Below are 26055 nucleotides of genomic sequence, written 5' to 3' on the forward strand. Positions count from 1 at the left end.
GTAAATCATTTAAATTAAATGAGCAAACGTCACTTGAAGATACTATTTCGGATTATATTCATGAAACTGATAATGCGTATTTGGAAAATATGCATAGGGAAGGGGAATGGGCGAAAAAGAAACTAATACATTTAAATTTAAATAACAAATTAATACTGGATTTAGGATCGGGACTTGGATTCTTTTTGAGAAACATTTATGAAGAACTGCCCGAAGATTGTCTATACATTGCAGTGGATCGAGATTTAAATAAACTTTTATTTTTAAAAGATGTATTAGCGAGAAGAAATCCGAAAAGAAACATTCTCTTTATCTGTGCTGATTTTTTGAATATCCCTATTCAGAATCAGTCAGTTGATGTTGTAATTGATCATTCTGGTACGAGCAATTATAGTTTTGAGCATGAGGATTTTTTACTTCGCGAATTAAATCCACTTTTTAAAACGGATTGTTATTTAGTAAGTTTATTTATTTTATTTAAAAATTTCAGCTCAAATAGCCAAATTACAAATAACTTTCGAGAAAATTTTACACTTTCAAAAGTAACGAAAGAAATCCAAAATCTACACTTCCAATCCATCGATGAAAGTACTTCAAATTATTTAAAACAAGGAGGAAAGTACGAGGATTTCTTTGTTCAAGGAGAAGAAATTTATACATATTCATTTTTCGGAAAAAGATGGGGTTAACCCCATTGTTTGTAATACAAAATTAGGCAGGGGGAAAAGTGATGGGAAGTTTACGATTACATATAGAAAATAAAAAAAGAAACCAAGAACTAAGAAATATTTGTTTATATTCAATTGCAAAAACAGTATCAATATTCGGTAGCTCTATGTATAGTTTCGCGCTAGGATTATATGTTTTACAAATAACTGGATCTGCGTTAAATTTCGCGATTACGCTCATATTAGGAACGATTCCAATGATTGTTTTAAATCCCTTTGCTGGTGTAATTGCTGATAAGGTTGATAAAAAGAAACTAGTTATTTGTATGGATTTACTAAGTGGATGCTTATTAATAGCTGTTTATATATTAAGCAGCTATTATGGATTAAACTTATTCATCATTTATACTACAACCTTTCTTATGACAGTGTTTACAACCTTTTTTGGAATAGGATTAGAGGCTGCAAAACCAAATATCGTCTCTAAAGAGAGGCTTATGAGTATTAATTCTATAAGTAAAATTATCGATTCTGTATCTTTAATTCTCGGCCCTATGTTAGGTGGCATCGTTTTTTCAGTATTTAATATTAAGACTTTTATAATTATAAACGGTATTTCTTTTATTCTTTCGGGGATAGCATTACTATTTATTCATTTTAAACTGTTCGAGTACAACATAAATGAGGAAAATTCAAAAAGAGGAGTTCATTTTATTAAAGATATAAAAGAGGGGTTTTCTTACTTACTTGAAAAGGAAAGCTTAAAGAATACGTTTCATATTTTAATTTCGTTTAATTTCTTCTTAGGCTTTGCTGTAACTGTTCCATTTCCATACATTATTAACACAGTACTCAATCTTGGTTCTAAGCAATTTGGTATCATTCAAGGGACTTTTCCAGTAGGGATGATAATTGGTGCAATTGTAGTAAAAAAGATAACTGATCGTTTTACTTACTTTTATCTTTTGAAAAAACTAAGTTCTATGTTGTCAGTTTTTATGATTATTTTAGGAATTCCAGTTTTATTCAAAAGTTTTGAAGTGAATGATTTAGTATTCGTTATTACGTATTGTGTTGTTATGATCTTTTTAGGGCTTATTATAGCGCTAATTGATATTCCTTTAATTTATTTCATGCAAAATGAGATTCCCGATGAATACAGGGGAAGGGTTCTCAGTATTGGATTAAGTATAGGTAAAATGATGCTCCCTATAGCAATGGCACTATCCGGTCTATTATTAAATTATATCCCAGCGTACACCATTCCAATTGTAGGGGGATTCTTATATTTAATAGTAATTAAAGTTTCATCAAATCGTTTCATGTTAGAGGTTCATTCGAAAGATTATAGTGCTTAGTAGATTCTTAGATTATTTATAGCATGGATACTGCTACCTTTTTCAAGCTAAGAAAAGCAAATACTATAAAACGAAATTTATAGTTTGTTAATTCCTATAGGCCTATTCTTTGTATTTGTTTTTGACTATATTCCGCAATCTGATTATTACTTACAGAATAAGTACGGTGAACAATTTACGGTGTATAAACAGAAAACAAAAAAACTAATACCGTTTATTTGGTAAATCCGTTTCATAAATTATAAAAAGCACAGGATTATTATCCTGCGCTTTTTTATCGTAATTCAGCTGTTTTTCTAATAACAATCTTATCAATATCATCTTCTTCATCACCAATAAATAACCCGCGTTCTTTTAAATACGCCTCAAAATATAAATCTGCTTCTGCACGTTCATCATATGGTTTTACAGATAGAACGAAACCTAATTTGTTTTGTTCCTCTAAATGAGAAGTGGAGATGTAGGCCGGTACATTGTGGCGTAAAAAGAGTTCTTTAACTGGAATAATCATATCTTTCATTAATTTCGTTAACATACCCATTTCAAACTCGAAATTAAAGCGATCTATACTACATAAATCAGCGAATACTACACCGATAAAACCTGTATTAAATACTTCTTGATATTCTACTTCTTCATTACCGTAAAAATTTTTTTCGATTAAATAATTTATAAAGTAAGCAACACCATCACTTTGTTCAAATGGTTTCGTTGAAAGAACAAAGCCGATTTTCTTTTGTTTATGTAAATACACACATGACATGTATGCTGAAATGTTATGCTCTTTAAATAGAGAACTTGTTGCTCCAGAGAGGCCATCAAGTACGTGATGAACAATTTGAAGTTTTTTACGAGCGAAATAATAGGATTTCTTTTGTAACTCCAATGTATCAATAAAGACAGAGCCGATAAAGCCTGTATTTGAAATAATAGGTGTTTGCTTTTTTCTTCCTCTGCGCTTTGCTTGAGCCATTGTAAAAATCATCCCTTCATGTACAATTAAAGTAAAAAGAACATTTGTTCGTATATTTATATTTTACTATTAAAACGCTCTAAAGTAAAGGGTTTTTGATGAAAAAATAACAAAAAAGACACCTATAAAAGGTGCCTTAAACGCTGTAGGGAAGAGGGTTCATCCCAATTATTTATATTATGATACAGAAACGATCTCTTCTGCATCTTCTACATCTAAATGACAGTCCATTGTACGAACATCTTGATCTTCATGACTTCCGAAATAAATAGTAATTTTCATATGTATCGCTCCTTTATTCTAGGAATACCTAAAATAATTACTAGTAATGTTACTATTTATTATATACCACTTTTTTCATTCCGACAACGTTATATCATTTTAAATTCTTTTAGGGCAAAAAGAGTGATGTATAGAGATATTTTTATAGAAATTGGTACATTTCTTATATGTTATATTTAATACTGAAGGATTCGAATGCAAATTTTTATGAACGGAGAAAAAGGAATGAATTATAAACAGTTATTAATAGATAATTTTATATATAAAATCTCATATATTGCGCGTCAAGTACATGGAATGGATGTAAAAGAAACGAAGGATTACATTGCTGTCGACTGTGGTTTACCAGCAGATACATTTAATATCATTACGCTACTTAATAGTAATGTAACGGAAGGGATCGAGAAATTATATAAGGAGGTAGAATGCTTTAATCAAAAGAAATTTCCAATGAGTGTTTGGTTTTGGGATGATAGGCACGAGCAGACTATAAAAAGCGAATTAATAAAACTTGGCTTAAAAGAAGCAGAACAAAATATCGCGATGATAGCAGACTTAAAAACAATTCATCCAACAATAAACATGCCAGAAGGTTTTACGATACAAAAAGCATCTTCGTCAGGACAAATTAAAAATTTTGGGGAAACGTTAGCTAATCTATTTGGCACTTCAGAGGAAGGTACACATGTACAAGCATTCTACAATGAAACTGCTTCTTTCGATTTATGGAATAGTGAGAATATGAAACTATATTTAGGGATTTTTAAAAATGAAGTCGTATCTGTTGGTTCATTAGTATGTACAAAAGATAGTATTGGTATTTATGATATAGCAACTAAAGAAGAAATGAGAGGGCAAGGATGTGGCTCCACTATGTTTAATTACTTGCTGCAAGAAGCGAAAGAATTGAAAGTTGCTCAATGCGTATTACAAGCTTCACCTGATGGCATTAATATTTATAAAAAGACTGGTTTTCAATCTGTAGGACAAATGACTGTTTTTGAAAATCGACATTTAATAGAATAAATCATCCAAGTCAAATTGCTTTCATGTAGGAGTTAAAACATCATTATGAAAAAAATATATATCGTTACAATCATTTTCACCTTTATAGTAATAGTCACTTTTGCTTTTCATAAAGTAAATGAACTTAAGTACACGAAAGCTATTAATCAATCAAATCATATAAAAAATATCGCACATAGAGGCGCTTCTGCGTATGCGCCGGAACATACAATATCAGCGTATAAATTAGGACAACAATTAAAAGGAGATTATATAGAAATTGATCTCCAAATGACAAAAGACGGACATTTAGTAGCTATGCATGATGAAACAGTAAACCGCACTACAAATGGTACGGGGCTAGTTAAGGAACATACATTAGAAGAAATAAAGCAACTTAATGCAGGTTCTTTTTTTAATGAAAAGCATCCAAGTTTAGCGAAGAAAGAATTTGAAGATGCTAAAGTTCCAACACTAGAAGAAATTATTGAAACGTTTGAGCATAATGCTAATTATTACATTGAAACAAAATCGCCAGATGAATATCCTGGTATGGAAGAAAAGCTATTAGAAATTATAAAGCACTACGAAATAAGTGATAAAGTTATTATTCAATCATTTAGTGAAGCAAGTCTGCAAAAGATTCATAGTTTAGATGTTAATATACCTCTAGTACAATTACTACCTTACAAAAAGACAGCTCAATTAACTGAATTAGAGATTAAAAATTATAAAACATACTGTATCGGTCTTGGGATGAACTATAAATATATTGATTCAGCTTATGTAAAGAGAATACAGAGACACGGATTAGAAGTTCATCCATTTACTGTAGATAATCAAACAGATATGAAAAAGTTAATTTTATGGGGAGTTGACGGGATGTTTACTAATTACCCAGATCGTTTACACTCTTTATTAAAGTCTTGATTAAAAGATACTATTCTTAACGTAATAGTTTATAAATGTTTTCGATTAAATGAAACAATTAAGAATCAAGTTGCTGCAACGATCGTGATTGATGATCTCCAAAAAGTAAAAAAACTAATCTTCAACTATAACGGTGTAATAATTTTTGAACCAATATAAGTACCTACAAGCATGAAAATGATAGTTCGACATCCAGATGGTAACGTCATTGAATACATAGAGCCGATATTAAAATGAAATCCGAAAAAGAATCCAATATTTTTATTGGATTCTTTTTATTTAGCTCTAAGTGACGAACTTAAAGCAATATGAATTTGAATTTGTTAATAAAATATTACATTGAGTATGATGTTTTGTAATTACCATCAGAAAGTAACGAAATTGTAATGAAATTTAACTACGCTTTTTATATTTTTTTGATACACTGGCTACGATAGGAATACCGATTAATGTAGGTAAAAACCAAAACCATATAGGCGGCAATAAATTAATTATGGGAATATGAATACCGACGTTTACTAAAAGTGCGGTAACGGCACCAATATAAGAACCTAACATACCTCTAATATGGTGATGGAGCCAATTTTTCCAACGTTTTTTTCGTGCGAGGTATCCATATAACGCAAATGAATAAGATAAAATCGCTACATAAAATAAATATGCGATTTTATCCCAGTTTATAATGGATAATATAATTGCAGTAACGGTGATCACAACATAGGATGCATGGTATATTTCACCCCATTCCGTATGTTTTCCTTTCTTCTTTTGAGCAACCATCGCTACAATACCGGTTATTAAACATATCGTTCCAAATAATATGTGGATGGTTAAAAGAATATTGAAAATGCTCATAATAATTCCTCCTTTTTTATTTTTATAGTATTGCAGTATAGGAGAAAAGTTGAAACATATTGTTTATTCACCTTAATATACTGAAATGAAGGTACTCCTAGAACAAATTTAAACGGACAAATTTTTCTTGAATTTAGTGAGTCACGTATTACGTGAAATGAAGGAGAGACTCCCATGTTTACATCTATTACATATTTACAATCTGGGAATGAGAAGCAACAAAAAGTGTATGATGTTTTGAATAAACTTAACATTATGGAGGATTTAACTTTGTATAGTCCAGTTCTTTGCGGGACAATTCCTATTAGAATTGATACTCTTCAATCTGACTTAGATATAGTAATGGAAGTACATAACTTTGATGTTTTTGAACAGGAAATGAGATCTTTATACGGTTCTTATAAAGGATTCAAAATAAAAAAGAAAAAAATTAAAACTACAGAATCGATAAAGGTAAATTTTGAATTTGAAGGTTTTAAATTTGAATTATTTGCTCAGCCTAAGCCAGTACGTAACCAAAATGCATATAGACATATGATAGTAGAGCACATGCTATTAATACAGCATCCCCATATAAGGGAAGAAATTCTTCGCTTAAAAGAGAACGGTTTAAAAACAGAACCTGCTTTTGCTCAAGTATTAAATATTGACGGAGATCCTTATGACGAACTTATTTTATTGGGACAGGAAATGAGATTGTGGTAAATATGATATACAAAAACTCCTCTTTTATTTATAGAGGAGTTTTTGTTATGCCATCAGTTTACGGATTAATTCACTCAACAATTTAATTCCGCTAGTCATTTGCTCTGGAGAAGCATATCCATATGATAAACGAATGTACCGATCTGATTCTTCTTCATATATACGTCCTGGGTTTAAAAGAATTCCTTTTGATAGCGCCTCTGAAAATAATTTCTTCATCGGAATGCTAGGTACAATCTTTAGCCATATAAATAATCCACCACTAGGAATATCCCACGATGCAACATCTGCGCAGTACTTATTTAAAGCTCGTATCATGAATTGTCTTCGTTCTTTTAATTGAATTCTTACGTTTGCAACATGTTCTTCATAAAAACCTTTATTTATCCATTCAGCAGCAACTCTTTGAGATAAAGAGCTCGATCCATAGTCTGTTTGCATTTTTATATCTGACAATCTATCAATGACTGGTTCGGGTCCAATGATCCATCCAATTCTAAGTCCTGGGCTAAGTGTTTTAGAAAGACTACCAACATATAATACATGTCCGTGTTTATCTATCGACTTTAAAGGAGCTGGAGGTGGTTCATCAATCCATAACTCTCGGTAAATATCATCTTCAATTATAGGTAACTGTTCCTTTTCACATATTTTTATTATTTCTTTTCTTCGTTCTTGAGACATTAATGCCCCTGTTGGGTTTTGAAAACTAGGGATAGAATATAAAATGTTTTTCTTTTGACTGTATTTAATGCGTTTTAATAATTCGTTAGGTAAAATACCGTGATGATCCATAGATATACCAGATAGATTTATATTTGCTGATTGAAATACATGAAGTGAATATAAGTAAGAAGGTTGTTCTAGTAAAACGGTTGATTCTCTATGCAAAAGACCAATTGATATTAATTGGAGTGCTTGTAATGCACCAGAGACGATTAATATAGAACTGGCTGAAGTATGTATTCCGAATGATTTTACGTATTTACTAATTGCTTCACGTAACGGCAAAAAACCTTTTTGTTCTTCGTATCCAAAATAATCTATTTCGTCACTTACGCTTTTCAAAATGGACTGCATAGTTTCTAGCGGGAAAAGTTGAGGCGCAAGTTCACCTTTACTAAGATGGATAAGTTCTTTATTTGCTTCTGCTTCATTGATTTCTCTTACCATTAACTTGCTAGGTTTGTGAATACCAGCTTTTACATATTCACTCCAATCAGGCGGGGGATTCGTCGCTAATAATGACCATGTATTATTTGTTACAATTGTTCCTGCTCCAATTTTCCCTTGAATCAATCCATCTGCCATAAGTTCATCTAGCGCAGTTATTACAGTACTTCGATTTACATGAAATAATTTGGCTAACTGCCGTTGACTAGGAATCTTACTTCCAATAGGCCATTCTCCGTTTTCAATTTTTTCTTTCATATAGTCTACTATCTGCCGATACTTAGGCAGTTTTTTATTAGTTGTCATAAAAAAACTCCCTCGTTCACTTTATAAATGCCAAGTGGTTGGTTTTTACGATAAATAACTGGTTGAAGACATTGTAACAACTATTAAATATGATGAAAAGAAATAATTGGTAATTATAAAGTGGTTGGTTTGAAGGGGGAGAAAAAACATGAATTATAAAAAATGGGACTTTCGGATTATTTGTGCTCATGCTTTTACGATTTTAATATGGGGGACTGCCTTTCCAGCAATTCGTATGGGGCTCGAATCTTATACACCTGAGCACCTTACTTTACTACGTTTATTAATCGCTTCATTTATTCTTCTGTTGTTTTCTTTTATATACAAGTTACGACTGCCGGATTTAAAGGATATCCCAGCAATTTTTATATTTGGTGCTTTAGGATTTACTTTTTATCACATTGCATTAAACTACGGTGAAAAAACAATAAATGCTGGATCTGCAAGTTTAATTGTTTCAGTCACACCTATAGTAACGGCTATTTTTGCATCTGTTTTTTTGAATGAAAAAATGAAATTAAATGGTTGGATCGGTGGTGTAATTAGTTTTATAGGAATTGCTTTCATATCATTTAGTCAAGGAGATGCTATTCAATTGAATAGTGGAGGATTATTTATATTATTAGCAGCGATTTCAGAAAGCTTATTTTTTGTTTTCCAAACTTCTTACTTGAAAAAGTATGGTTTCTTGCCATTTACCATATATACAATTTTATCTAGCACTGTATGTATGCTTATTTTCTTACCGGGAGTGTATACAGAAATACTAGCAGCTCCTCTTGAAGTGAATATGAGTGTTATATATTTAGGTTTATTTCCAACAGTACTCCCATATATCGCATTGGCATATATCATATCTCATTCTGGTGCTGCTGAGGCAACAAGTTCTCTATATTTGACGCCAGTAACTGCGTGTTTCGTTGCTTGGATATGGTTAGGAGAAGTTCCATCTGTTGTTTCAATCATTGGCGGAGGGATTACTATACTTGGAATTGTGATTGTTCATATACCAGTATTAAGAAAAGAAAAACACAGGAATCTAGCAAATAATCAATCAGTATAATGTAATTCAATAATAATTTTATGATACTTTTTTATATAGTTTCTTTCTTATGTTGATAAATATAATATTTTGTATTTCAGTTAAATATTGTATGTTACATTTTATGTAGTAAGCATTTTAAAAGGAGATGACAACATAATGAATGGAAAAAGAAAAGTTTTTACATGTATTTCTATTATAGGAATCGGGCTAGCTAGTTTTTCTAATTCTAGTTTTGCAGCAAATGTAACGGACAATTCAGTACAAAATTCTATCCCCGTAATTAATCAACAAGTAGCGACCGCAAAAGAAATGAAACCATTTCCCCAGCAAGTTAATTATGCAGGTGTTATAAAACCTAATCATGTTACACAGGAAAGCTTAAATGCTTCTGTGATAAATTACTACGATAATTGGAAAAAGAAATATTTAAAAAATGATTTATCTTCTTTACCTGGTGGTTATTATGTAAAAGGAGAAATTACCGGTGATGCTGATGGGTTTAAGCCACTTGGAACTTCAGAAGGTCAAGGATATGGGATGGTAATTACTGTATTAATGGCTGGTTATGATTCGAATGCCCAAAAAATCTATGATGGTTTATTTAAAACAGCAAGGGCTTTTAAAAGCTCTCAAAATCCTAATTTAATGGGGTGGGTTGTAGCAGATAGTAAAAAAGCACAGGGATATTTTGATTCTGCCACTGATGGAGATTTAGATATTGCGTATTCCCTTCTTCTTGCTCATAAGCAGTGGGGATCAAATGGATCGGTTAATTATTTGAAAGAAGCACAAGACATGATTACAAAAGGTATTAAAGCTAGTAATGTTACAAATAATAACCGACTAAATTTAGGAGATTGGGATTCTAAAAGTTCACTTAATACAAGGCCATCAGATTGGATGATGTCACACCTTAGAGCATTTTATGAATTTACAGGTGATAAAACTTGGCTTACTGTTATTAATAACTTGTACGATGTTTATACACAATTTAGCAATAAATACTCTCCAAATACGGGGCTCATTTCAGATTTTGTTGTGAAAAACCCACCACAACCAGCACCTAAAGATTTCTTAAATGAGTCACAGTATACAAATGCATATTATTACAATGCTAGTCGGGTACCATTAAGGATTGTAATGGACTATGCGATGTATGGAGAGAAAAGAAGTAAAGTTATCTCTGACAAAGTCTCTTCATGGATTCAAAATAAGACGAATGGAAATCCTTCTAAAATTGTGGATGGTTATCAATTAAATGGATCAAATATAGGTAGTTATCCAACTGCTGTATTTGTGTCACCGTTTATTGCTGCAAGTACAACGAAAAGCGATAATCAAAAGTGGGTAAATAGTGGATGGGATTGGATGAAGAATAAGAAAGAAAGCTACTTTAGTGATAGTTATAATTTATTAACTATGCTATTTATTACGGGAAATTGGTGGAAGCCTGTACCTGATGATAAAAAAACACAAAATCAAATAAATGATGCAATTTATGAAGGATACGATAATTAATTAAATTTGAGAATGGTTACTTAAGAAAGGAATTAGCATACGCTAGTTCCTTTTTAATATTTTGTAAAACATTATCCGTTCTAAAATTTGCATAGATATACTTGCTTTTTTCATATACATAGTTATTAATGACTCAATTTTTCATGAGGGGAGGGTATTTCTTGGAAAAAGTATTATTTTTCGGAGACCCAGGTATTGATGACTCGTTTGCTATTATGTATGGTTTACTGCATCCTGAAATTGAAATTGTCGGTATTGTAACTGGATATGGAAATGTTGAACATATACATGCTGCGCATAATGCAGCGTATATTTTACATTTAGCAAATAGACAAGACATTCCTGTGATTAGCGGTGCAACAAAACCACTTACAGAAGAAATTACAACATATTATCCTGAAATTCATGGACCAGAAGGATTAGGGCCTATTCATGTGCCAGAAAGTGTATTGTCTATCCCGATATACAATTTTGGTAGTATTGCCTCGATTCTTGTAAAGTACGCAAAGGATTTAACAATTGTCGATGTAGGAAGATCTACCTCGTTAGCGATTGCTTTTAATTTATGGAATGATTTAATGCTAAATGTAAAAGGAATATATTTCATGGGTGGTGTCTTTTTAGAAGTAGGAAACGTTACGCCATTAGCAGAGGCAAATGTGTATGGGGATCCTATTGCAAGTAAAATTGTTTTTCAGCAAGCAAATAATTTATTTGTATTTCCTTTAAATGTAACAAACAAAGCTGTGTTAACACCAAATGTGTTTGACTATATTCAAGCTAATTCAAAGAATCCATTCTATACGATAATGAAACCAATGTATGATTACTATTTTTCTGCATACCAAAAACTTAATCCATCTATCGAAGGGCCATTGCTTCATGATGTGGTTGCTATAAGTGGATTAGTAAATCCAAGTTTTTTTGAATTTGCAAATCGTACAGTGAATGTAGATACATATGGAGGTACGAAAGGACAAACATTTGCTGATTTTCGACCTAGTTCTATATCAGAAGGAGCCTGTATAGCTTTAGAAATAGATGAAGAAAAATTTATTCAAGACTTTATTAAAACTATGCTATAAGTCGCTGCCGAAACAGGGATTTATTTCACTACGTTGAATATATACATACATTCTCTTTATAAAGGAGCTTACAATATTGAATGTCCAGTTAAAGGTTGTTACGAGAGAGAATTGGGAAGATGCCTTAAAGCTACAAGTTAAAGAAAATCAAACGAAATTTGTTCCATCTGTAGCAGTTTCACTAGCTAAAGTATATATAAAACCAGATGGTGACAATGTCGAGTACATACCATTTGCAATATACGATGGCAATCTAATGGTTGGTTTTATTATGCATGCTGTTATAAGAGAAACAACTGATATGTATTGGATCAATGGATTTATTATTGATCAAAAGCAGCAAGGTAATGGTTATGGTAAAGCAGCATTACAAGAAAGTATTTACTTAATAAAAAATACATGTAAGGCGTGTAAAGAAATTAGATTAACAGTACATAAAGATAATATCTCTGCAAAGAAACTATATGAACGTTACGGTTTTCAACCATTGGGACATGATTATGATGGCGAGCAAGTATATCGTTTATTCGTTTAACCATTATGAAGTAAAGGTGTGAAATGAAAGATGCAATTTTCAAAATTGAAAATCGAAGTGTTTATTCCCGAAGAATACATTGAAATATTACGGAATGAACTAAATAGAATTGGAGCTTGTAAAACGGGGAAATATGATCATTGTCTTTCCTATAGTTCCGTGAAAGGATACTGGAGACCATTAGACGATGCATCACCTTTTAATGGGGAAATAGGTCAAATATGCGAAGGGCAAGAATGTAAAATTGAAATAAAGTGTAAACGGGACCTTGTAAAGGATGCACTTAAAGTTATTAACGAAATTCACCCGTATGAAACACCTATGATTTATATTATCCCTTTATTAAATGACTATTTTAATCAAATATAAAGTGAATGACTGGGAGGATTAACAATTGAAAAATAAATTCCATCATATTGTACGAGCTGTTATGTTAAAGGATAATAAATTGTTAGTGGCTGAATATATTGGCCATCATTATTTTTTGCCGGGTGGTCATGTTGAAATTGGCGAATCAGCTGAGAATGCATTAATAAGAGAACTACGAGAAGAACTCGGAGTAAACTGTAGTATAAAACAATTTTTAGGAGTCATAGAAAACCAATGGGAAGACCGAGAAGTTCTTCATTATGAAATCAATCACATTTTTGAAGTAGATTCGCAAGAGTTACATATTGATTTAAGACCAAAATCTAAAGAATCTCATTTAGCGTTTCACTGGATAGATTATAATCAAGAAGCTTTACATACGTATAAAATCATGCCAGCGCCTTCAGTTAAAGAGTTACTAGAAAGAAAATTAAGCGATGAACTACTAAACTGTTGGATTAGCAATTTTTAAATGCCTCTATCAATAGTAAATCCGTTTGCCAAAAGGAAAGTAAGAAAATAGGCTAAAAAACAAGGTACATCACCTAGTGTAAGTTCATATTTTGTTGATGTACGCATTTAGTCTATAGCCTTATTTCTACTTTGTTTGCAAAAATATATTACTTTTCATATTTGGACGGAATTTATATTTATAAATGGAGGGTTTCGTAATGAATCAGTTTCAACAAGAACTACAATCATTAAACCTTAATGATTATCAATCTGGTAATGTTGTGTATTGGGATCAACTGCAACAAAATCAATATCCATACTATTACATTCAAGATGACGCGCGTCGTTGCGGCGGATGCGGAGGTTGTGGTGGACGCTGTGGCGGATGTGGCGGTAGATGCGGTGGTTGTGCAGGTCGTTGCGGCGGATGTGTAGGTTGTGCTGGATGTTTCGGTTGCTTTAATTGCTGGAACTGGTGGATCATTTAAGTATAAAACATCAAAGCTATTTTGCTTGAAAGAAAGGTGTGAATACTATTTTGCACTTTTCTTTCAAGCTGTAATTTTTATGCGTATTAAGGGGGATTTATTTGTATACATACGATAAGTTAATTTCTTGGGTAGAAAATATAAAAGAAAATAATCATAGTTCTGCAACAGCACTGTGCATTATAAAGGATAATAAAATTGTACTAGAGCATTATAATGGCTATCATTCAAATACATCTACAAGTAAAACAGTAACAGCATCTTCACAATTCAACGTTGCTTCTGCGAGAAAAAGTTATTTAGGTTTAATGGTAGCATTTGCGATTTACGAGGGGAAAATAAACTCTATTGATGATGAAGCGATAAAGTATTTTAAAGACTTTGATTCTGTATTACTTGATAAAACAACGATAAGACATTTAGTAACTCATTCACACGGTTTAGGAGAAACGAATGACGGAACAATTTTTCGTGAATTTGAACCTGGGCAGGCATGGGCGTATAGAGATATAAATGTAAGAATGATAACACGTCTTATTTATCAGCTCTATAGTAAAAGTTTTCCTGAATTATTAAAAGAGCGTGTGTTTACACCTGCTAATTTTCAAGAAACAGGTTGGAGAATTCAGCAAGATGAGAATTTAGTTAAAGTTGTTAATAAGCCAAGTGAAGACGCGATTAGTGAAATTGGTACAGTAGATGATGGTACTGAAAAAAATCTGTTTGTCTCAGCTAGAGAATTTGCTTATTGGGGCAATCTTCATTTAAATCAAGGTATGATAGATGATAAACAAATTGTTCCAAAAGAAGTTATAAAAATCGCTACGAGTTTGCAGAGTCCAACATTTATAAACAAAGAGCTACCACAAAATGGATTGTTTTGGTTCATCCAAAATGAGCCTGCACAATTAAGCGAACTTGGTGAACGTGTTCCAAAAGGGTCGTATCAAATATTAGGGATTACTGGACCGACTATTTTAGTAATACCTGAATATAATGTAGTTGTTGCAAAAATGTATAATAAAAGATATAACTACGGCGGTGATAATTATTTATATTATTTACGTGAATTTAGCAATTTAGTCGCTGATACATTTCGTAACGGTAATAGGGCATAATTACTCCTATAATGAAAAGGAGTGAAAAAATGAAAGATAAAATGAATAAAAATAAAAAACAAAATATAAAAGATGTAAATACAGAGCAAAATGCGATTTATAGCGATCCTAAAGATGCAGCTAATATGCAAACGGTACCGCAGCCGAAGGATTTTGATGAAATCGAATATTAATTTTTCATCCGACTATATGATGAATGAAAAATACGTCTTAAGTCCCATCACATATCAGAAATCATTTGGTAACATATATACATAAGCATTTGGAAATGTCTTATCTTAACAAAGCTTTCTTTAGAAATATCTGATATAACCTGCAAAAGGCACTTCATTATGAAGTGTCTTTTTGTGTATATGAACTTAATTACCATTTTCCGTACAGTATCTTGCAATTTATGATGGATATACTAACTGTGAAAATTCATGTCAAGATAAAAGAAGGGGACAGTTAGTATGAAACAAACCTCTATAAATCCGTTACTAATTGTTCTAGGTACAATTATTGTTCAAATTGGCCTTGGAACAATTTATACATGGAGTTTATTTAATCAACCCCTTGTTAGTAAGTTTGGATGGAACCTCAATTCCGTAGCGATAACTTTCTCCATAACAAGTTTTTCATTATCATTCTCAACCTTATTTGCAGGAAAGTTGCAGCAAAAATTAGGACTTCGTAAACTCATCGCTACTGCAGGGATTGTTCTGGGACTTGGGTTAATACTTAGCTCACAAGTTTCTTCCTTACCATTACTATATTTATTAGCTGGTGTCGTTGTTGGTTATGCAGATGGAACTGCTTATATTACATCACTATCTAATTTAATTAAATGGTTTCCAAATCGGAAAGGACTTATTTCTGGCATATCTGTTTCTGCATATGGAATGGGTAGCTTAATCTTTAGATATATAAACGGAAGTCTTATTGATAGTCTTGGTGTATCACAAGCATTTTTATATTGGGGTATCATCGTCTTGCTTTTAGTTTTAACCGGATCGTTCTTCTTACGTGAAGCAATCGTAAGTAACACTGTAACTGAATCATTACACAATGACTATACGCCTCGTGAAATGATGCGAACGAAACAAGTATATCTCTTGTTTTTTATGTTATTTACATCGTGTATGGGCGGTCTATATTTAATCGGTATGGTAAAAGATATTGGGGTACAGCTCGTTGGACTTAGCACGGCAACCGCTGCTAACGCCGTTGCAATGATTGCAATTTTTAATACGGTAGGTAGAATCGTTCTCGGAACGTTATCAGATAAAATTGGCCGAATGAAAATTGTCTCTGCAACGTTTATTATTATTGGATTGTCAGTCTTTACTTTAAGTTTCATTCCACTAAATTACGGGATTTATTTCGCTTGTGTAGCAAGTGTTGCCTTTTGCTTTGGTGGTAACATTACAATATTCCCGGCCATTGTCGGAGATTTCTTCGGCTTGAAAAATCATAGTACAAATTACGGAATTGTTTACCAAGGTTTCGGATTTGGTGCGCTTGCAGGAGCATTCATCGGAGCACTACTTGGTGGATTTCAACCAACCTTTATTATAATTGGTGTGCTATCTGTTATCTCTTTCGTTATTTCAATATTAATTCGTCCACCAAAAGCAGAAAATAAAAAAGAAACACAACATTTATATCGGAAAGTAGCTTAATTCTGGAAAAGAGTCCTAATAAAGGGCTCTTTTTATATTACAAAATATTTGATTTCCCCTTTTTAATAAATGTGTAGGAAGAAAAGAGTTACTTAATTCAAAATGAAATGATTTGAAAAGTAATAAAGTGATTTATTTCTCAACGAACTAAGTAGCAGATTAGTAAAATATTCATATTGTTTTATAAAGGTACTGAAATCATGTTATAAAACAACATTAACCACCTTTGTTATTAGACATGTAATTCATTTATATACCATTATTTTATTATAAAGGTAGTTGACTTATATTGGTTACAACCATAATTTCCTCTTTTATCGCATTCACTTCAACAAATATTGATGACATTTTTATACTTCTTGTTTTATTTTCACAAGTAAGGACAGAAGTAATTAAGAAAGAAGGTAGAAATGTCCGAGAAAAAACTAAGGTGAAAGAACTTTATATTGTTATTGGACAATATTTAGGATTTAGTTTAATTATTTTTCTGAGCATCATTGGTTCTTTAAGCTCTTTTTTCATTCCTATATCTTGGATTGGGTTATTAGGATTCGTGCCAATTTATATGGGAGTGAAAGGACTATTGTCACTTCATTCTTATAAAGGTAATGAAGTCATTGATAACGCTTCTAGTTCATTATTTAAAGTAGCTTCGATTACATTAGCTAATGGAGCTGATAATATTTCAATTTATATACCGATGTTCGCTAGTCAAAATCTTAAAACAAATATTGTTACATTAATTATCTTTTTTTGCATGATAGCAATATGGTGTTTTATTAGCTACAAATTGATAAGAGCTCCTATTTTAGCTAAAGTACTTGAGAGAAATTGTCATATTATCGTTCCAATCGTTCTAATTGGTTTAGGAGTGTTCATTCTTATCCGTAGTAATACAATTGAATTATTGTACTAATATGTTGAAACTGGGATTAAAAAGAATCAAACGCCGTAAAAAGCCGTACTACAGATAAAATGTAGTACGGCTTTTTTTATTTTAGTGAAATGAAACAGTGTTCTACGACTATTAAGTTAGACAGGATATTACGATTATTAAATTGAATAGATACTTTAAAAGGAGCGTGATAATTAAAATGAAAATAGTAAAACAATGGGTCCAGGAAGATAGTGATTACATAAGAGAAAAAGTAATTGAATATAACCAAAAACATATTTCGGATGAAGAGAAAAAGCCTTCAGAAAAAATTAGTTTTATAGTGAGAAATGAAAAGGAAGAAATTGTAGGCGGAATAACTGCAATTACATTTTGGCACCACGTACATGTCGATTTCCTTTGGGTTTCTGAAGAGTATAGACACGAAAGCTACGGAAGCAAGTTAATAAAACTTATTGAAGAATTTGCAATTGAAAATGAGTGTAGGCTAATCAATTTAGATACTTTTAGCTTTCAAGCTCCTGATTTTTATAAAAAGCATGGATATAAAGTAATTGGAGTAAGTGAAGATCATCCGAAAGGACATAATCATTACTATTTAGAAAAACGTTTATAAAGTGTATATAGAATTAACGTTAGTATTTTGAATACAAATTTATCCTTTTGGATTATGCATTTAAAGGAGAATCTTGAGTGAATTCATATTTAGAGGCACTTCTAAAGCAAAAAAAAGATCGAAGTGAAATTAATTATTTATAGCGAATATACCTAAAATAGGCATCTAAATATATGCATTCAGATGAAGGGGGAAATGTTATGAATTCATTTGTAAATGATAGGTTTGATGAAACGAGAAAACATCTATTCGAGGAAATTATGATATTGGATGATGCTCAATTCAATAGTAAGCCAGACAAGAATAAATGGAGTATAGCACAAGTATGTCATCACTTAGTTTTATTGGATAAAGTGGTCATAAAGGTTATTTCATCTGGCTTAAAAAAGATTGATAGTACCCTAAAAGAGCGTCGAGAAATCCGCTCTATATTACAAGATAGATCGTTAAAATTTATAGCTCCAGGAATGATTGAACCAAGTTTAGAACCATTTGAAGTGCAGCAAATGGTTGATTTGTTAAACGACTCTAGAAAAGAATTGATGCGTTTTCTGAGTACAATAGAAGATGAATCTAAATTGGCAAAAAAATCAGTGATGCATCCAGCTCTTGGAGAATTACTTCTTGATCAGTGGATAGAACTGATCTATTTGCATGAACAGCGTCATATAGAACAAATCAAAGAGATAAAACTACTTTGTGAAATTGGGAAGTAAAAAATCTTTGGCTATTAACAAAAAATACGGGTCTCATCTGTATACTTTTAAAATTGATCTAAAGAAACGTTAATTTGGAATCCGTTTGTTATATAAGTTTAACCTCGTCTCAAAATAGGAGCGGGGTTTTTACTAATTGAGGAGTTATTCTTGCATTTTCATTTAGTATTAATTTAATCAATTTTTATTCTAATACTTCGGGAACTTACTATTAAAACAAGTTAATGATAGAATGATAAATAGACAGAAAATTCCTTTTAGTAAAAACAGAGGAGGTACGTATGAAAAAAGTAAATGTTACATATGCACTTTTATACGATAAAACAAATGAAAAGATCTTAATGGTAAAAAACAAAGGAAAGAATGGTTCTTATTACACGCTACCAGGTGGCGCAGTTAAATTGGGAGAAACGTTAGAAGAGGCAGTGACTCGGGAAGTGAAAGAAGAAACCGGGCTACATATAACTGTAAACGGTATTTGTTCTATCAGCGAAGCTTTTTTCGAAGAGAGAGGTCATCATGCAATTTTCTTTAATTTTTTAGGTGAAATAATTGGCGGAGAGACAAATATATCAAGGCCAAAAGAAATCGAAGAGATTACTTGGATGGAATTACATAGAGCAGCACCGCATTTACGTATACCAGAACATTTACTAAATATAGTACAAAGTAAAGAAACTGTACCTTACTTTTTTAACGGAACAATCGCTCATCAATCTTCATAAAATTATCATTTCATGTAAGGCGGGGAAAAAATGGAGTTTATCGTTAATCATAAACATTTCACTCAAGCACTTTCAGAAGTAAGTAAAGCTATATCTACCAAAGCTATAATCCCTATACTATCCGGTATAAAAATAATTGCAGATCAATCTGGAATTACTTTAATCGCAAGTAATTCAAATATTTTCATCGAAAAATTCATCCCTAGTTCCAACGAAGACGACCAAATTACAACTATAGTAAAAGCAGGAACTATAGTTGTACCTGCAAAATATTTTATTGAAATTATAAAGAAAATGCCAAGCAATGTAACAATTAAAAGTAAGGATGAGCAAATCATTGCGATACAGTCAGAAGAAATCACATTAAACTTAAATGGACTTCCAACGTATGAGTTTCCGAATGTACCACTTATAGACGATCATGCAAAAGTACAAGTAGAAACGGAACAATTGATTGAAGTGTTTAAACAAACAGCCTTTGCAGTAGCTAAAAATGAATCTAGACCTGTTCTTACCGGTGTTCATATAGAGTTAGATCATAATAAATTAATTTGTGTAGCAACTGATTCACATAGACTTGCTATACGCGAAACGATAATTTCTACAGATGTGAAAGCAAGTTGTATCGTACCAAGTGCAACTATTAGTGAACTTCTAAAGTTAATGAGTAGTAATTCAGAATTCGTATATATCTATCTTTCAGAAAGTCACATTATTTTTACATTCGGTACAACTACATTATATTCAAGACTAATTGAAGGAAAATATCCTAGTATATCTAGTTTAATTCCAAATGACTTTCAAACAGTCATTAACATAGATAGAAAAAAGATTTTACAAGGTGTAGATCGATCAAGCTTATTAGCAAGTGAATGGGCAAATAACAATGTCAACTTAGAAATCATAAACGAATCCACAATTAAAATTTCTTCTAACGCTTCTCAGATTGGAAAAATATCCGAGACACAACAGATAGATGCGATTCAAGGTGAAAAACAATTAAATATATCTTTCGATGGACGATTTATGATAGATGCTTTAAGGGCGATAAAAGAAGAAACGGTTACGTTAAGCTTCAGCGGTTCTATGAGACCGATATTAATTGAAGCAGGGACACCATCTGCAGCAGTACATCTTATATCTCCAGTAAGAGCTTATTAATAACAAGGGAAGGAATCACATTATGTACAAGCACACTTTATGTTTTATAAAGAGAAATGAAGAGATACTTATGTTAAATAGAGAATATGACCCTGTAAAAGGATTATGGAACGGGGTAGGTGGAAAAATAGAAAAGGGAGAAACACCTTTAGAAAATGCGATTCGTGAAATAAAAGAAGAGACTAATATAGAAGTTACGCATGAACAAATTCAGTTTAAAGGTATTATTAAGTGGGAGGATTCTTCATATTCTGGCGGTATGTATATTTATCTAGTAGAGCTACTTAATGAATTTACATATCAAACTCCCCAAAAAGTATCAGAAGGAATTTTAGATTGGAAAGAGATTTGTTGGATTCTAAGTGACTATAATTACGGCGTAGGAGAGATGATACCTAAATTTTTATCTGAAATACTCCATAATGAATTAATATTAGAGCACAACTTTGTTTTATCTAATCATAAATTAATAGATTATAGGAATGAAGAATTGGCTAAGCAGGACAGTTCCATACAATGAGTTGTGGCATGAATGGTGGGGCAAGTGGAGGACCTTGGTTATGTTTTTGCTGTAACGTCTCGTCGTTCTACCTCTGGCACTCCTACATTATTTGCAACACCTAATGATAAATATGTACAATCAATGTTTGAACAAATGAAATAAACTTAAATACAGAAAAAAGAGCGAATCACTTATAGAAAGGTGCGCTCTTTTTTTATTTATAATTAAACTTTTCTCCACCAAGTTGATGAAGGATAATCTGTAGATTTTAACGGAATATCTTCACCAATTTGCGGTGTTGCAGTAGTAACTCCTAAACGCTTTGCTTCTTTTGTCACACGCTCAATAGGATCACTCCATTCGTGTAATGCTAATGTAAAAGCACCCCAATGAATCGGAAGAAGTAGTTCTCCTTTCACGTCAATATGAGCTTGTACCGTCTCTTCTGGTAACATATGAATAGCAGACCACCTCGGATCATATTGCCCGCATTCCATTAACGTAAGATCGAATGGACCATATTTATCACCAATTTCCTTAAAGTGAGGAGCATAACCGCTATCACCACTAAAGAAAACTTTAGTCTCTTGACCAAGAATAAGCCATGAACACCATAAAGAACAATCTCTATCTGTCATACTTCGTCCTGAGAAATGCCTTGCAGGTGCACAAACTAACTTTATATTATCAAACGCAATTTCTTCCCACCAATTATGTTCACTAATTTTGCTAGGTGAAACACCCCATTTAATTAAATATTGCGCAACTCCAGTTGGAACATAAAAGTGCTTTACACGATCTTTCAACTGCATAATACTTTTGTGATTTAAATGGTCATAGTGATTATGAGAAATGATAATCGCATCAATTTCTTGAAGGTCTTCACGTTCTAAAGAAAAAGCACCACTATAACGTTTACTAGTAAACAAAGGAAATGGGGAAGAGGCATCTCCAAACATCGGGTCTAATAACAATTTTTTACCTTCTATTTTCAAAAGGGAAGCAGAGTGCCCAAACCATGTCACACTCTCTAAAGACTCATTATTTTTATCCGATAAAACAATAGGTAAATTCTTTACAGGACGCAGCTTTGATTTCATTTTAAAGTAATCAGTCATTAAACCTATAATATCTTTTGGTTTAAAACTTACATCAGTATGAATTTGATTTATATATTTCTTTTTCATTCGTTCTCCTTTTTACGTTTAACAATATACGTATGTTGTTATTGTAGCTAATTGTAGTTTAAACGAAATCATTTTACCTTTCACCTTAAATGCGGTACATTTCATAAATTTGTCAAATTCATTATTCTTATATATAAAATGTAAATCAAACAGCAGCAGATGAAACTAATATGAAGTAAATGTAAATTATTTAAATTTAGTAAATTTCTTCATATAACCAACAAAGAACATACGTTTCGTTATATGTTATAGAAGAAAATAGGTCTCTAATTATTAAAAGGAAGGAGAGGACGTACGTGCAAATAGAGAGAAAAAAGAAGTCAAAATGTAAACTATCAAAATCTGCAATAACGCAACTATATGCAGAAGGGAAGAGTACTTCAGAAATAGCTACACTTGCTAATGTGTCTGCTAGGTATATTCGTATGGTTTTAACAGACAATAACGTTCCAAGGCGCGCTATAGGGAGTTGGAAGAGAAAGTATGACATAACAGAAGATTATTTTAAAACGTGGTCAAATAACATGGCTTATATATTAGGGTTTATAGCAGCAGATGGTGTTATACAGAAAGAAAATCAATGTGTCAGTATATCTCAAAAAGAAAATTACATTTTAGAAGATATAAAACAAGAACTAAACACTAATCAGCCACTTTATCAAAATAAAAAAACAGGCGTATATATGCTAAATATTAATAGCAAAACAATAAAAGACGACCTTATGAACATACATGGAATCACGCCATGTAAATCATTTAACATTGAATTTCCGTGCGTACCAGAAGAATATTTACATCATTTTGTTCGTGGGTATTTTGATGGAGATGGTTACGTCAAGTATGGAACTTATACAGTAAGCTTTGTAGGAGGATCATATAGCTTTATGAATTCTTTAAATCAGGTACTACAAAATCACAATTTACCAGCCGATTTACTAAATCAAAATAAACATTATCGCGTCATTTTAACCGGGAGAAAATCAATACAACTATTTTCAAATTGGATTTATAAAGACAAAGATATTTATTTGCATAGAAAATATGAAGAATTTCAGAAAGAAAGTCTAAGTCTAGATCAATTAAAAGATCGAAAGCTAAAAAGAACTCAAGCTGCCGTTAAGCAGAGAAAACAAAATTTCCTTAAGGAATATATGAAAAATAAATGTATCGCTAAAACTTGTTCCATTTTAGAAATAATGGAACCAACTTTTAAAAGTTGGTTAAAAAATGATAATCAATTTAAAAAAGACTATGAAAGAATTCATTCATTATAAAAATACAAAAAACCTTAGTATATCTATGCTAAGGTTTTTAATTTGAGATTATTAGAGGATACTTATTTTGGCTTATAGAAGTTAGTAAATACATAAATCTTACAATGAATTTAATAGTAAGGGAGGGGTTATGAAGTGTTTACTAATAATATTCCGGAGAATATATTACATACAGCTTATGAAGCTAAAATGATTTCGTCTGGAGATAATTCGCCATCTATAAAAATAAAAGGAACGAAACTTCAATATTTACTTGTAATGCTTCATCTTGGTTTTGAGTCAAATACTATAAAAATAATACTAATTTGGACAAATGAGGAATTTGAAAGGCACATGAATTCATTAGAATTAGAAGGTTTATTGAAAAAAATAGAAGGGAGTTATTATCCAACGTGTATGGTTATAACAGCTTGTGAAGGAAAAGAGCTTTATAACCTTTGTGAACCTCTAATTAAACCAACACTTAAAATCATTGAAAATTATTCAAGTCATATTGAAGTTATTTCAAAAAGAATCGAAACGTTTAATCAATTATCTAAAGAATCTTATAGTCTTTTACTCTATAGTGGTGTGTTATTAGATTTTGGACAAATAAATTACATTGAAGGAAACTATTTAAATAAGAAACGACCTTTAAGAAATAAGAAACGATATTATTATGCAATTCAAGAACAAGAACTAACAGATATAGAGGCTTTCGGGATGTATGGTAATACGTATTTAGATTTAGGAGAAGTTCAAATTGGTCTTTATGGAAATTCTCGATATTCAACATTAAATTTAATTACAGCAGATAACGAAACATTTGAAGAATATTTTCAAAACACTAATACTGATATTAATTATAAGAAAAAGCAATTAGTAAAAGGTTTCTTAGCAGCAGATAGACAAATAGATTTACATTTAAATATAGTTTACGAAAAATTAGGCTTATATCAAAATTCACAACCTGTTATCCCTGTATTTAGATCAACAGACTTATCTATACTTAACGAAATTGCGAACACAATCAGTAAAGATTTAGTCTTATTGTTTAAAGAAAACGATAAACCTTTAAAAGAATACTTTGTAAGTAGCAGATACTCAAAAGAAATAACTTATGAAGAGTTTTTTATCTGGTGGTATCACTTTTTCTATACAAAAGTAACTGAAGAATTAATAAAACAAGGTGTAATTATAACAAGCACACAAAAAAATCAAACGTACATAATCCATCAATAACTTTAAATTAAAGTGCTAATACACTTTTACAAATGTAGCAGCTAAATGGATAAATAATTATTATTAAATAGGTAATAATCTGAAATTAAAACCTAATATCAAGAAAATGAAATGTTTAAAGGGGAGAAGAGCCTTGCAAAAGAAATTTATCAATCCAGAAACAATGCCATCAACTTTTGGATACTCGCATGTTGTCGAAGTTAGTAACGCTAAACGAACAATTTACATATCTGGACAAGTAGCGATTAACACTGATGGTCAAATTGTTGGTGTTGGAGATTTAGCTATACAAACGCGACAAGTATTTGAAAATATTAAAAGTGCATTAGAAATTTCGGAATTAAAATTTAACGATGTAGTAAAATTAACATTTTTCTTAACAGATATTTCTCAAATGGCCATTGTTAGAGATATTCGAGATCAATACGTTGACACTAAGAATCCACCAGCAAGTTCAGCTGTAGAAGTCAGAAAGTTAATTAACGATAACTTATTAATTGAAATCGAAGCGATCGCTATATCAAACTAATTTTAAAAAAGTATTCGCAATCATATCAATACAATTCGTTTAAAATGAACACATTAAACGAATTGTATTTTTTATTATTTAAAATCTAATTTATATCCAAAAATTTTATTATCAATAGCTAATAAAGCGTAAAACTACATAACCAGTCACACAATACTAATTCGGTGGAAAAGGGGATCATAATAACTATAACTAATATTTAATAAGTTTATTACTTTTTTACAGTTAACATAATATATATTATAGGCAGTTACAGAAACAAAGCAATTTCAGGTATCAAAAACCAAGTAAACTATACTTAATGAGACGAAACGGAGATTTTTAGTGAGATTTACATAAAATCTTATCTAAACGAATTTCTACAGTTTTTATCGTTTTTTTGTTATAAATCCATCACAGCAAATTCAAATCAATAATCCAATAAGAATTATCGAATCAAAATCATTTTTGATCGGAAAGAAATTTTTATACAGAAAAATTATTTCTATACAAAATATAAATTAGTAATTTTATTTTATGTTTTACTTAATGAATTTATTGCTATTTACACACGTTTTACAACTTTACATTATTTGTTGTTATTTTGTTATTTACGCTTGACTTTCATTACACTCATTGTTTTTTATTCTAGTTAACATAACGTTTATTTTTAACATAAAAAAATCTCCCTCACCTTTAGGAAGATTTTTTAGCTTGCTAGTA

Annotated in this window: 29 protein-coding genes and 1 pseudogene; 26 read left to right on the top strand and 4 right to left on the bottom strand. The window is 31.3% G+C overall.

The genetic code is table 11. The features are described 5' to 3' along the window. From DN394_RS25365 to DN394_RS29995, 3 genes and pseudogenes are all read left to right on the top strand, one after another. Positions 1-689 (top strand): class I SAM-dependent methyltransferase (locus tag DN394_RS25365; protein ID WP_149294359.1); only part of this gene is annotated, 689 nt, incomplete at its 5' end. Positions 690-730: 41 nt separating this feature from the next. Further along, the gene (locus DN394_RS25370) at positions 731-2026 is read left to right on the top strand and encodes an MFS transporter (RefSeq protein WP_098953601.1); all 1296 of its coding nucleotides are present in this window, start codon (positions 731-733) and stop codon (positions 2024-2026) included. Positions 2027-2095: 69 nt separating this feature from the next. Beyond that, positions 2096-2251: pseudogene (locus DN394_RS29995) on the top strand (methyltransferase family protein); the annotation flags it as partial. Between the two features lie 49 nt (positions 2252-2300). Here DN394_RS29995 and DN394_RS25375 read toward each other — a convergent pair. Then, positions 2301-2999: a hypothetical protein gene (locus DN394_RS25375; protein ID WP_046959560.1), complete on the bottom strand. Its 699-nt coding sequence runs from the start codon at positions 2997-2999 to the stop codon at positions 2301-2303. Between the two features lie 507 nt (positions 3000-3506). Here DN394_RS25375 and DN394_RS25380 point away from each other — a divergent pair. Further along, a complete protein-coding gene (locus DN394_RS25380) occupies positions 3507-4307 on the top strand; it encodes a GNAT family N-acetyltransferase (protein WP_098953615.1) in 801 nt (266 codons plus the stop codon). Between the two features lie 45 nt (positions 4308-4352). Then, positions 4353-5216 carry a glycerophosphodiester phosphodiesterase gene (locus DN394_RS25385; RefSeq protein WP_098953599.1) on the top strand — a complete coding sequence of 288 codons (864 nt, stop codon included), beginning with the start codon at positions 4353-4355 and terminating at the stop codon, positions 5214-5216. 393 nt (positions 5217-5609) lie between these two features. Here DN394_RS25385 and DN394_RS25395 read toward each other — a convergent pair whose 3' ends face one another. Beyond that, entirely contained in the window at positions 5610-6071 is a 462-nt protein-coding gene (locus DN394_RS25395; RefSeq protein WP_098953597.1) for a DUF2306 domain-containing protein, read from the bottom strand. A 174-nt stretch (positions 6072-6245) separates the two neighbouring features. On the opposite strand from DN394_RS25395, the gene DN394_RS25400 reads away from it, so the two are divergent. Continuing rightward, positions 6246-6776, top strand: a complete 531-nt coding sequence (locus tag DN394_RS25400; RefSeq protein WP_075307196.1) for a DUF4269 domain-containing protein — start codon at positions 6246-6248, stop codon at positions 6774-6776. A 45-nt stretch (positions 6777-6821) separates the two neighbouring features. On the opposite strand, the gene norG is transcribed toward DN394_RS25400, so the two are convergent. Continuing rightward, a complete protein-coding gene (norG, locus tag DN394_RS25405; protein WP_098953595.1) occupies positions 6822-8255 on the bottom strand; it encodes an efflux pump transcription regulator NorG in 1434 nt (477 codons plus the stop codon). 148 nt (positions 8256-8403) lie between these two features. Here norG and DN394_RS25410 point away from each other — a divergent pair, with 148 nt between their 5' ends. The 17 genes from DN394_RS25410 to DN394_RS29600 all read left to right on the top strand — a co-directional run bounded on the left by DN394_RS25410 (position 8404) and on the right by DN394_RS29600 (position 21304). Next, the gene (locus tag DN394_RS25410; RefSeq protein ID WP_149294360.1) at positions 8404-9318 is read left to right on the top strand and encodes a DMT family transporter; all 915 of its coding nucleotides are present in this window, start codon (positions 8404-8406) and stop codon (positions 9316-9318) included. Between the two features lie 138 nt (positions 9319-9456). After that, positions 9457-10818, top strand: coding sequence for a family 8 glycosyl hydrolase (locus DN394_RS25415; protein WP_149294361.1), 1362 nt, complete (start codon positions 9457-9459; stop codon positions 10816-10818). A 161-nt stretch (positions 10819-10979) separates the two neighbouring features. Beyond that, entirely contained in the window at positions 10980-11903 is a 924-nt protein-coding gene (locus DN394_RS25420; protein ID WP_097994250.1) for a nucleoside hydrolase, read from the top strand. 76 nt (positions 11904-11979) lie between these two features. Continuing rightward, complete coding sequence (locus DN394_RS25425; protein WP_097994249.1) at positions 11980-12438, top strand: GNAT family N-acetyltransferase; 459 nt, start codon at positions 11980-11982, stop codon at positions 12436-12438. Positions 12439-12468: 30 nt separating this feature from the next. Further along, positions 12469-12807, top strand: coding sequence for a divalent cation tolerance protein CutA (cutA, locus tag DN394_RS25430; RefSeq protein ID WP_097994248.1), 339 nt, complete (start codon positions 12469-12471; stop codon positions 12805-12807). A 25-nt stretch (positions 12808-12832) separates the two neighbouring features. Next, positions 12833-13279, top strand: a complete 447-nt coding sequence (locus DN394_RS25435; protein WP_097994247.1) for an NUDIX domain-containing protein — start codon at positions 12833-12835, stop codon at positions 13277-13279. Between the two features lie 199 nt (positions 13280-13478). Further along, the gene (locus DN394_RS25440) at positions 13479-13748 is read left to right on the top strand and encodes a heterocycloanthracin/sonorensin family bacteriocin (protein WP_001071373.1); all 270 of its coding nucleotides are present in this window, start codon (positions 13479-13481) and stop codon (positions 13746-13748) included. 101 nt (positions 13749-13849) lie between these two features. Beyond that, on the top strand, positions 13850-14866 hold the full coding sequence (locus tag DN394_RS25445; protein WP_098209064.1) for a serine hydrolase domain-containing protein: 1017 nt from the start codon (positions 13850-13852) through the stop codon (positions 14864-14866). A 29-nt stretch (positions 14867-14895) separates the two neighbouring features. After that, the gene (locus DN394_RS29110; protein ID WP_000653369.1) at positions 14896-15039 is read left to right on the top strand and encodes a hypothetical protein; all 144 of its coding nucleotides are present in this window, start codon (positions 14896-14898) and stop codon (positions 15037-15039) included. Between the two features lie 279 nt (positions 15040-15318). Continuing rightward, positions 15319-16527, top strand: coding sequence for an L-lactate MFS transporter (locus DN394_RS25450; RefSeq protein ID WP_000815161.1), 1209 nt, complete (start codon positions 15319-15321; stop codon positions 16525-16527). 289 nt (positions 16528-16816) lie between these two features. Continuing rightward, on the top strand, positions 16817-17443 hold the full coding sequence (locus DN394_RS25455) for a cadmium resistance transporter (protein WP_097994245.1): 627 nt from the start codon (positions 16817-16819) through the stop codon (positions 17441-17443). Between the two features lie 178 nt (positions 17444-17621). Further along, positions 17622-18038 carry a GNAT family N-acetyltransferase gene (locus DN394_RS25460; protein WP_097994244.1) on the top strand — a complete coding sequence of 139 codons (417 nt, stop codon included), beginning with the start codon at positions 17622-17624 and terminating at the stop codon, positions 18036-18038. Between the two features lie 200 nt (positions 18039-18238). Next, positions 18239-18754, top strand: a complete 516-nt coding sequence (locus DN394_RS25465; protein WP_097994243.1) for a DinB family protein — start codon at positions 18239-18241, stop codon at positions 18752-18754. Positions 18755-19035: 281 nt separating this feature from the next. Then, positions 19036-19479, top strand: a complete 444-nt coding sequence (locus DN394_RS25470; RefSeq protein ID WP_097994242.1) for an NUDIX hydrolase — start codon at positions 19036-19038, stop codon at positions 19477-19479. A 30-nt stretch (positions 19480-19509) separates the two neighbouring features. Further along, complete coding sequence (dnaN, locus tag DN394_RS25475) at positions 19510-20640, top strand: DNA polymerase III subunit beta (RefSeq protein ID WP_098209063.1); 1131 nt, start codon at positions 19510-19512, stop codon at positions 20638-20640. 22 nt (positions 20641-20662) lie between these two features. Then, positions 20663-21160 (top strand): NUDIX hydrolase, encoded by a 498-nt coding sequence (locus DN394_RS25480; RefSeq protein WP_098209062.1) that lies wholly within the window; start codon positions 20663-20665, stop codon positions 21158-21160. Positions 21161-21175: 15 nt separating this feature from the next. Beyond that, positions 21176-21304 carry a hypothetical protein gene (locus tag DN394_RS29600; RefSeq protein ID WP_255291124.1) on the top strand — a complete coding sequence of 43 codons (129 nt, stop codon included), beginning with the start codon at positions 21176-21178 and terminating at the stop codon, positions 21302-21304. A 62-nt stretch (positions 21305-21366) separates the two neighbouring features. Here the strand turns inward: DN394_RS29600 and DN394_RS25485 are convergent, their stop codons facing one another. After that, positions 21367-22329: an MBL fold metallo-hydrolase gene (locus DN394_RS25485; RefSeq protein WP_098209061.1), complete on the bottom strand. Its 963-nt coding sequence runs from the start codon at positions 22327-22329 to the stop codon at positions 21367-21369. A 296-nt stretch (positions 22330-22625) separates the two neighbouring features. Here DN394_RS25485 and DN394_RS25490 point away from each other — a divergent pair, with 296 nt between their 5' ends. The 3 genes from DN394_RS25490 to DN394_RS25500 all read left to right on the top strand — a co-directional run bounded on the left by DN394_RS25490 (position 22626) and on the right by DN394_RS25500 (position 25353). Beyond that, positions 22626-23603, top strand: a complete 978-nt coding sequence (locus DN394_RS25490; RefSeq protein ID WP_098209060.1) for an LAGLIDADG family homing endonuclease — start codon at positions 22626-22628, stop codon at positions 23601-23603. Positions 23604-23738: 135 nt separating this feature from the next. Further along, positions 23739-24824: a hypothetical protein gene (locus tag DN394_RS25495; RefSeq protein ID WP_098209059.1), complete on the top strand. Its 1086-nt coding sequence runs from the start codon at positions 23739-23741 to the stop codon at positions 24822-24824. A gap of 133 nt (positions 24825-24957) precedes the next feature. Beyond that, the gene (locus DN394_RS25500) at positions 24958-25353 is read left to right on the top strand and encodes a RidA family protein (protein ID WP_098209058.1); all 396 of its coding nucleotides are present in this window, start codon (positions 24958-24960) and stop codon (positions 25351-25353) included. The last annotated feature ends 702 nt before the right edge of the window (positions 25354-26055 follow it).

The organism is Bacillus sp. BB081 (assembly GCF_008368895.1).
Taxonomy (GTDB): Bacteria; Bacillota; Bacilli; order Bacillales; family Bacillaceae_G; genus Bacillus_A; species Bacillus_A wiedmannii.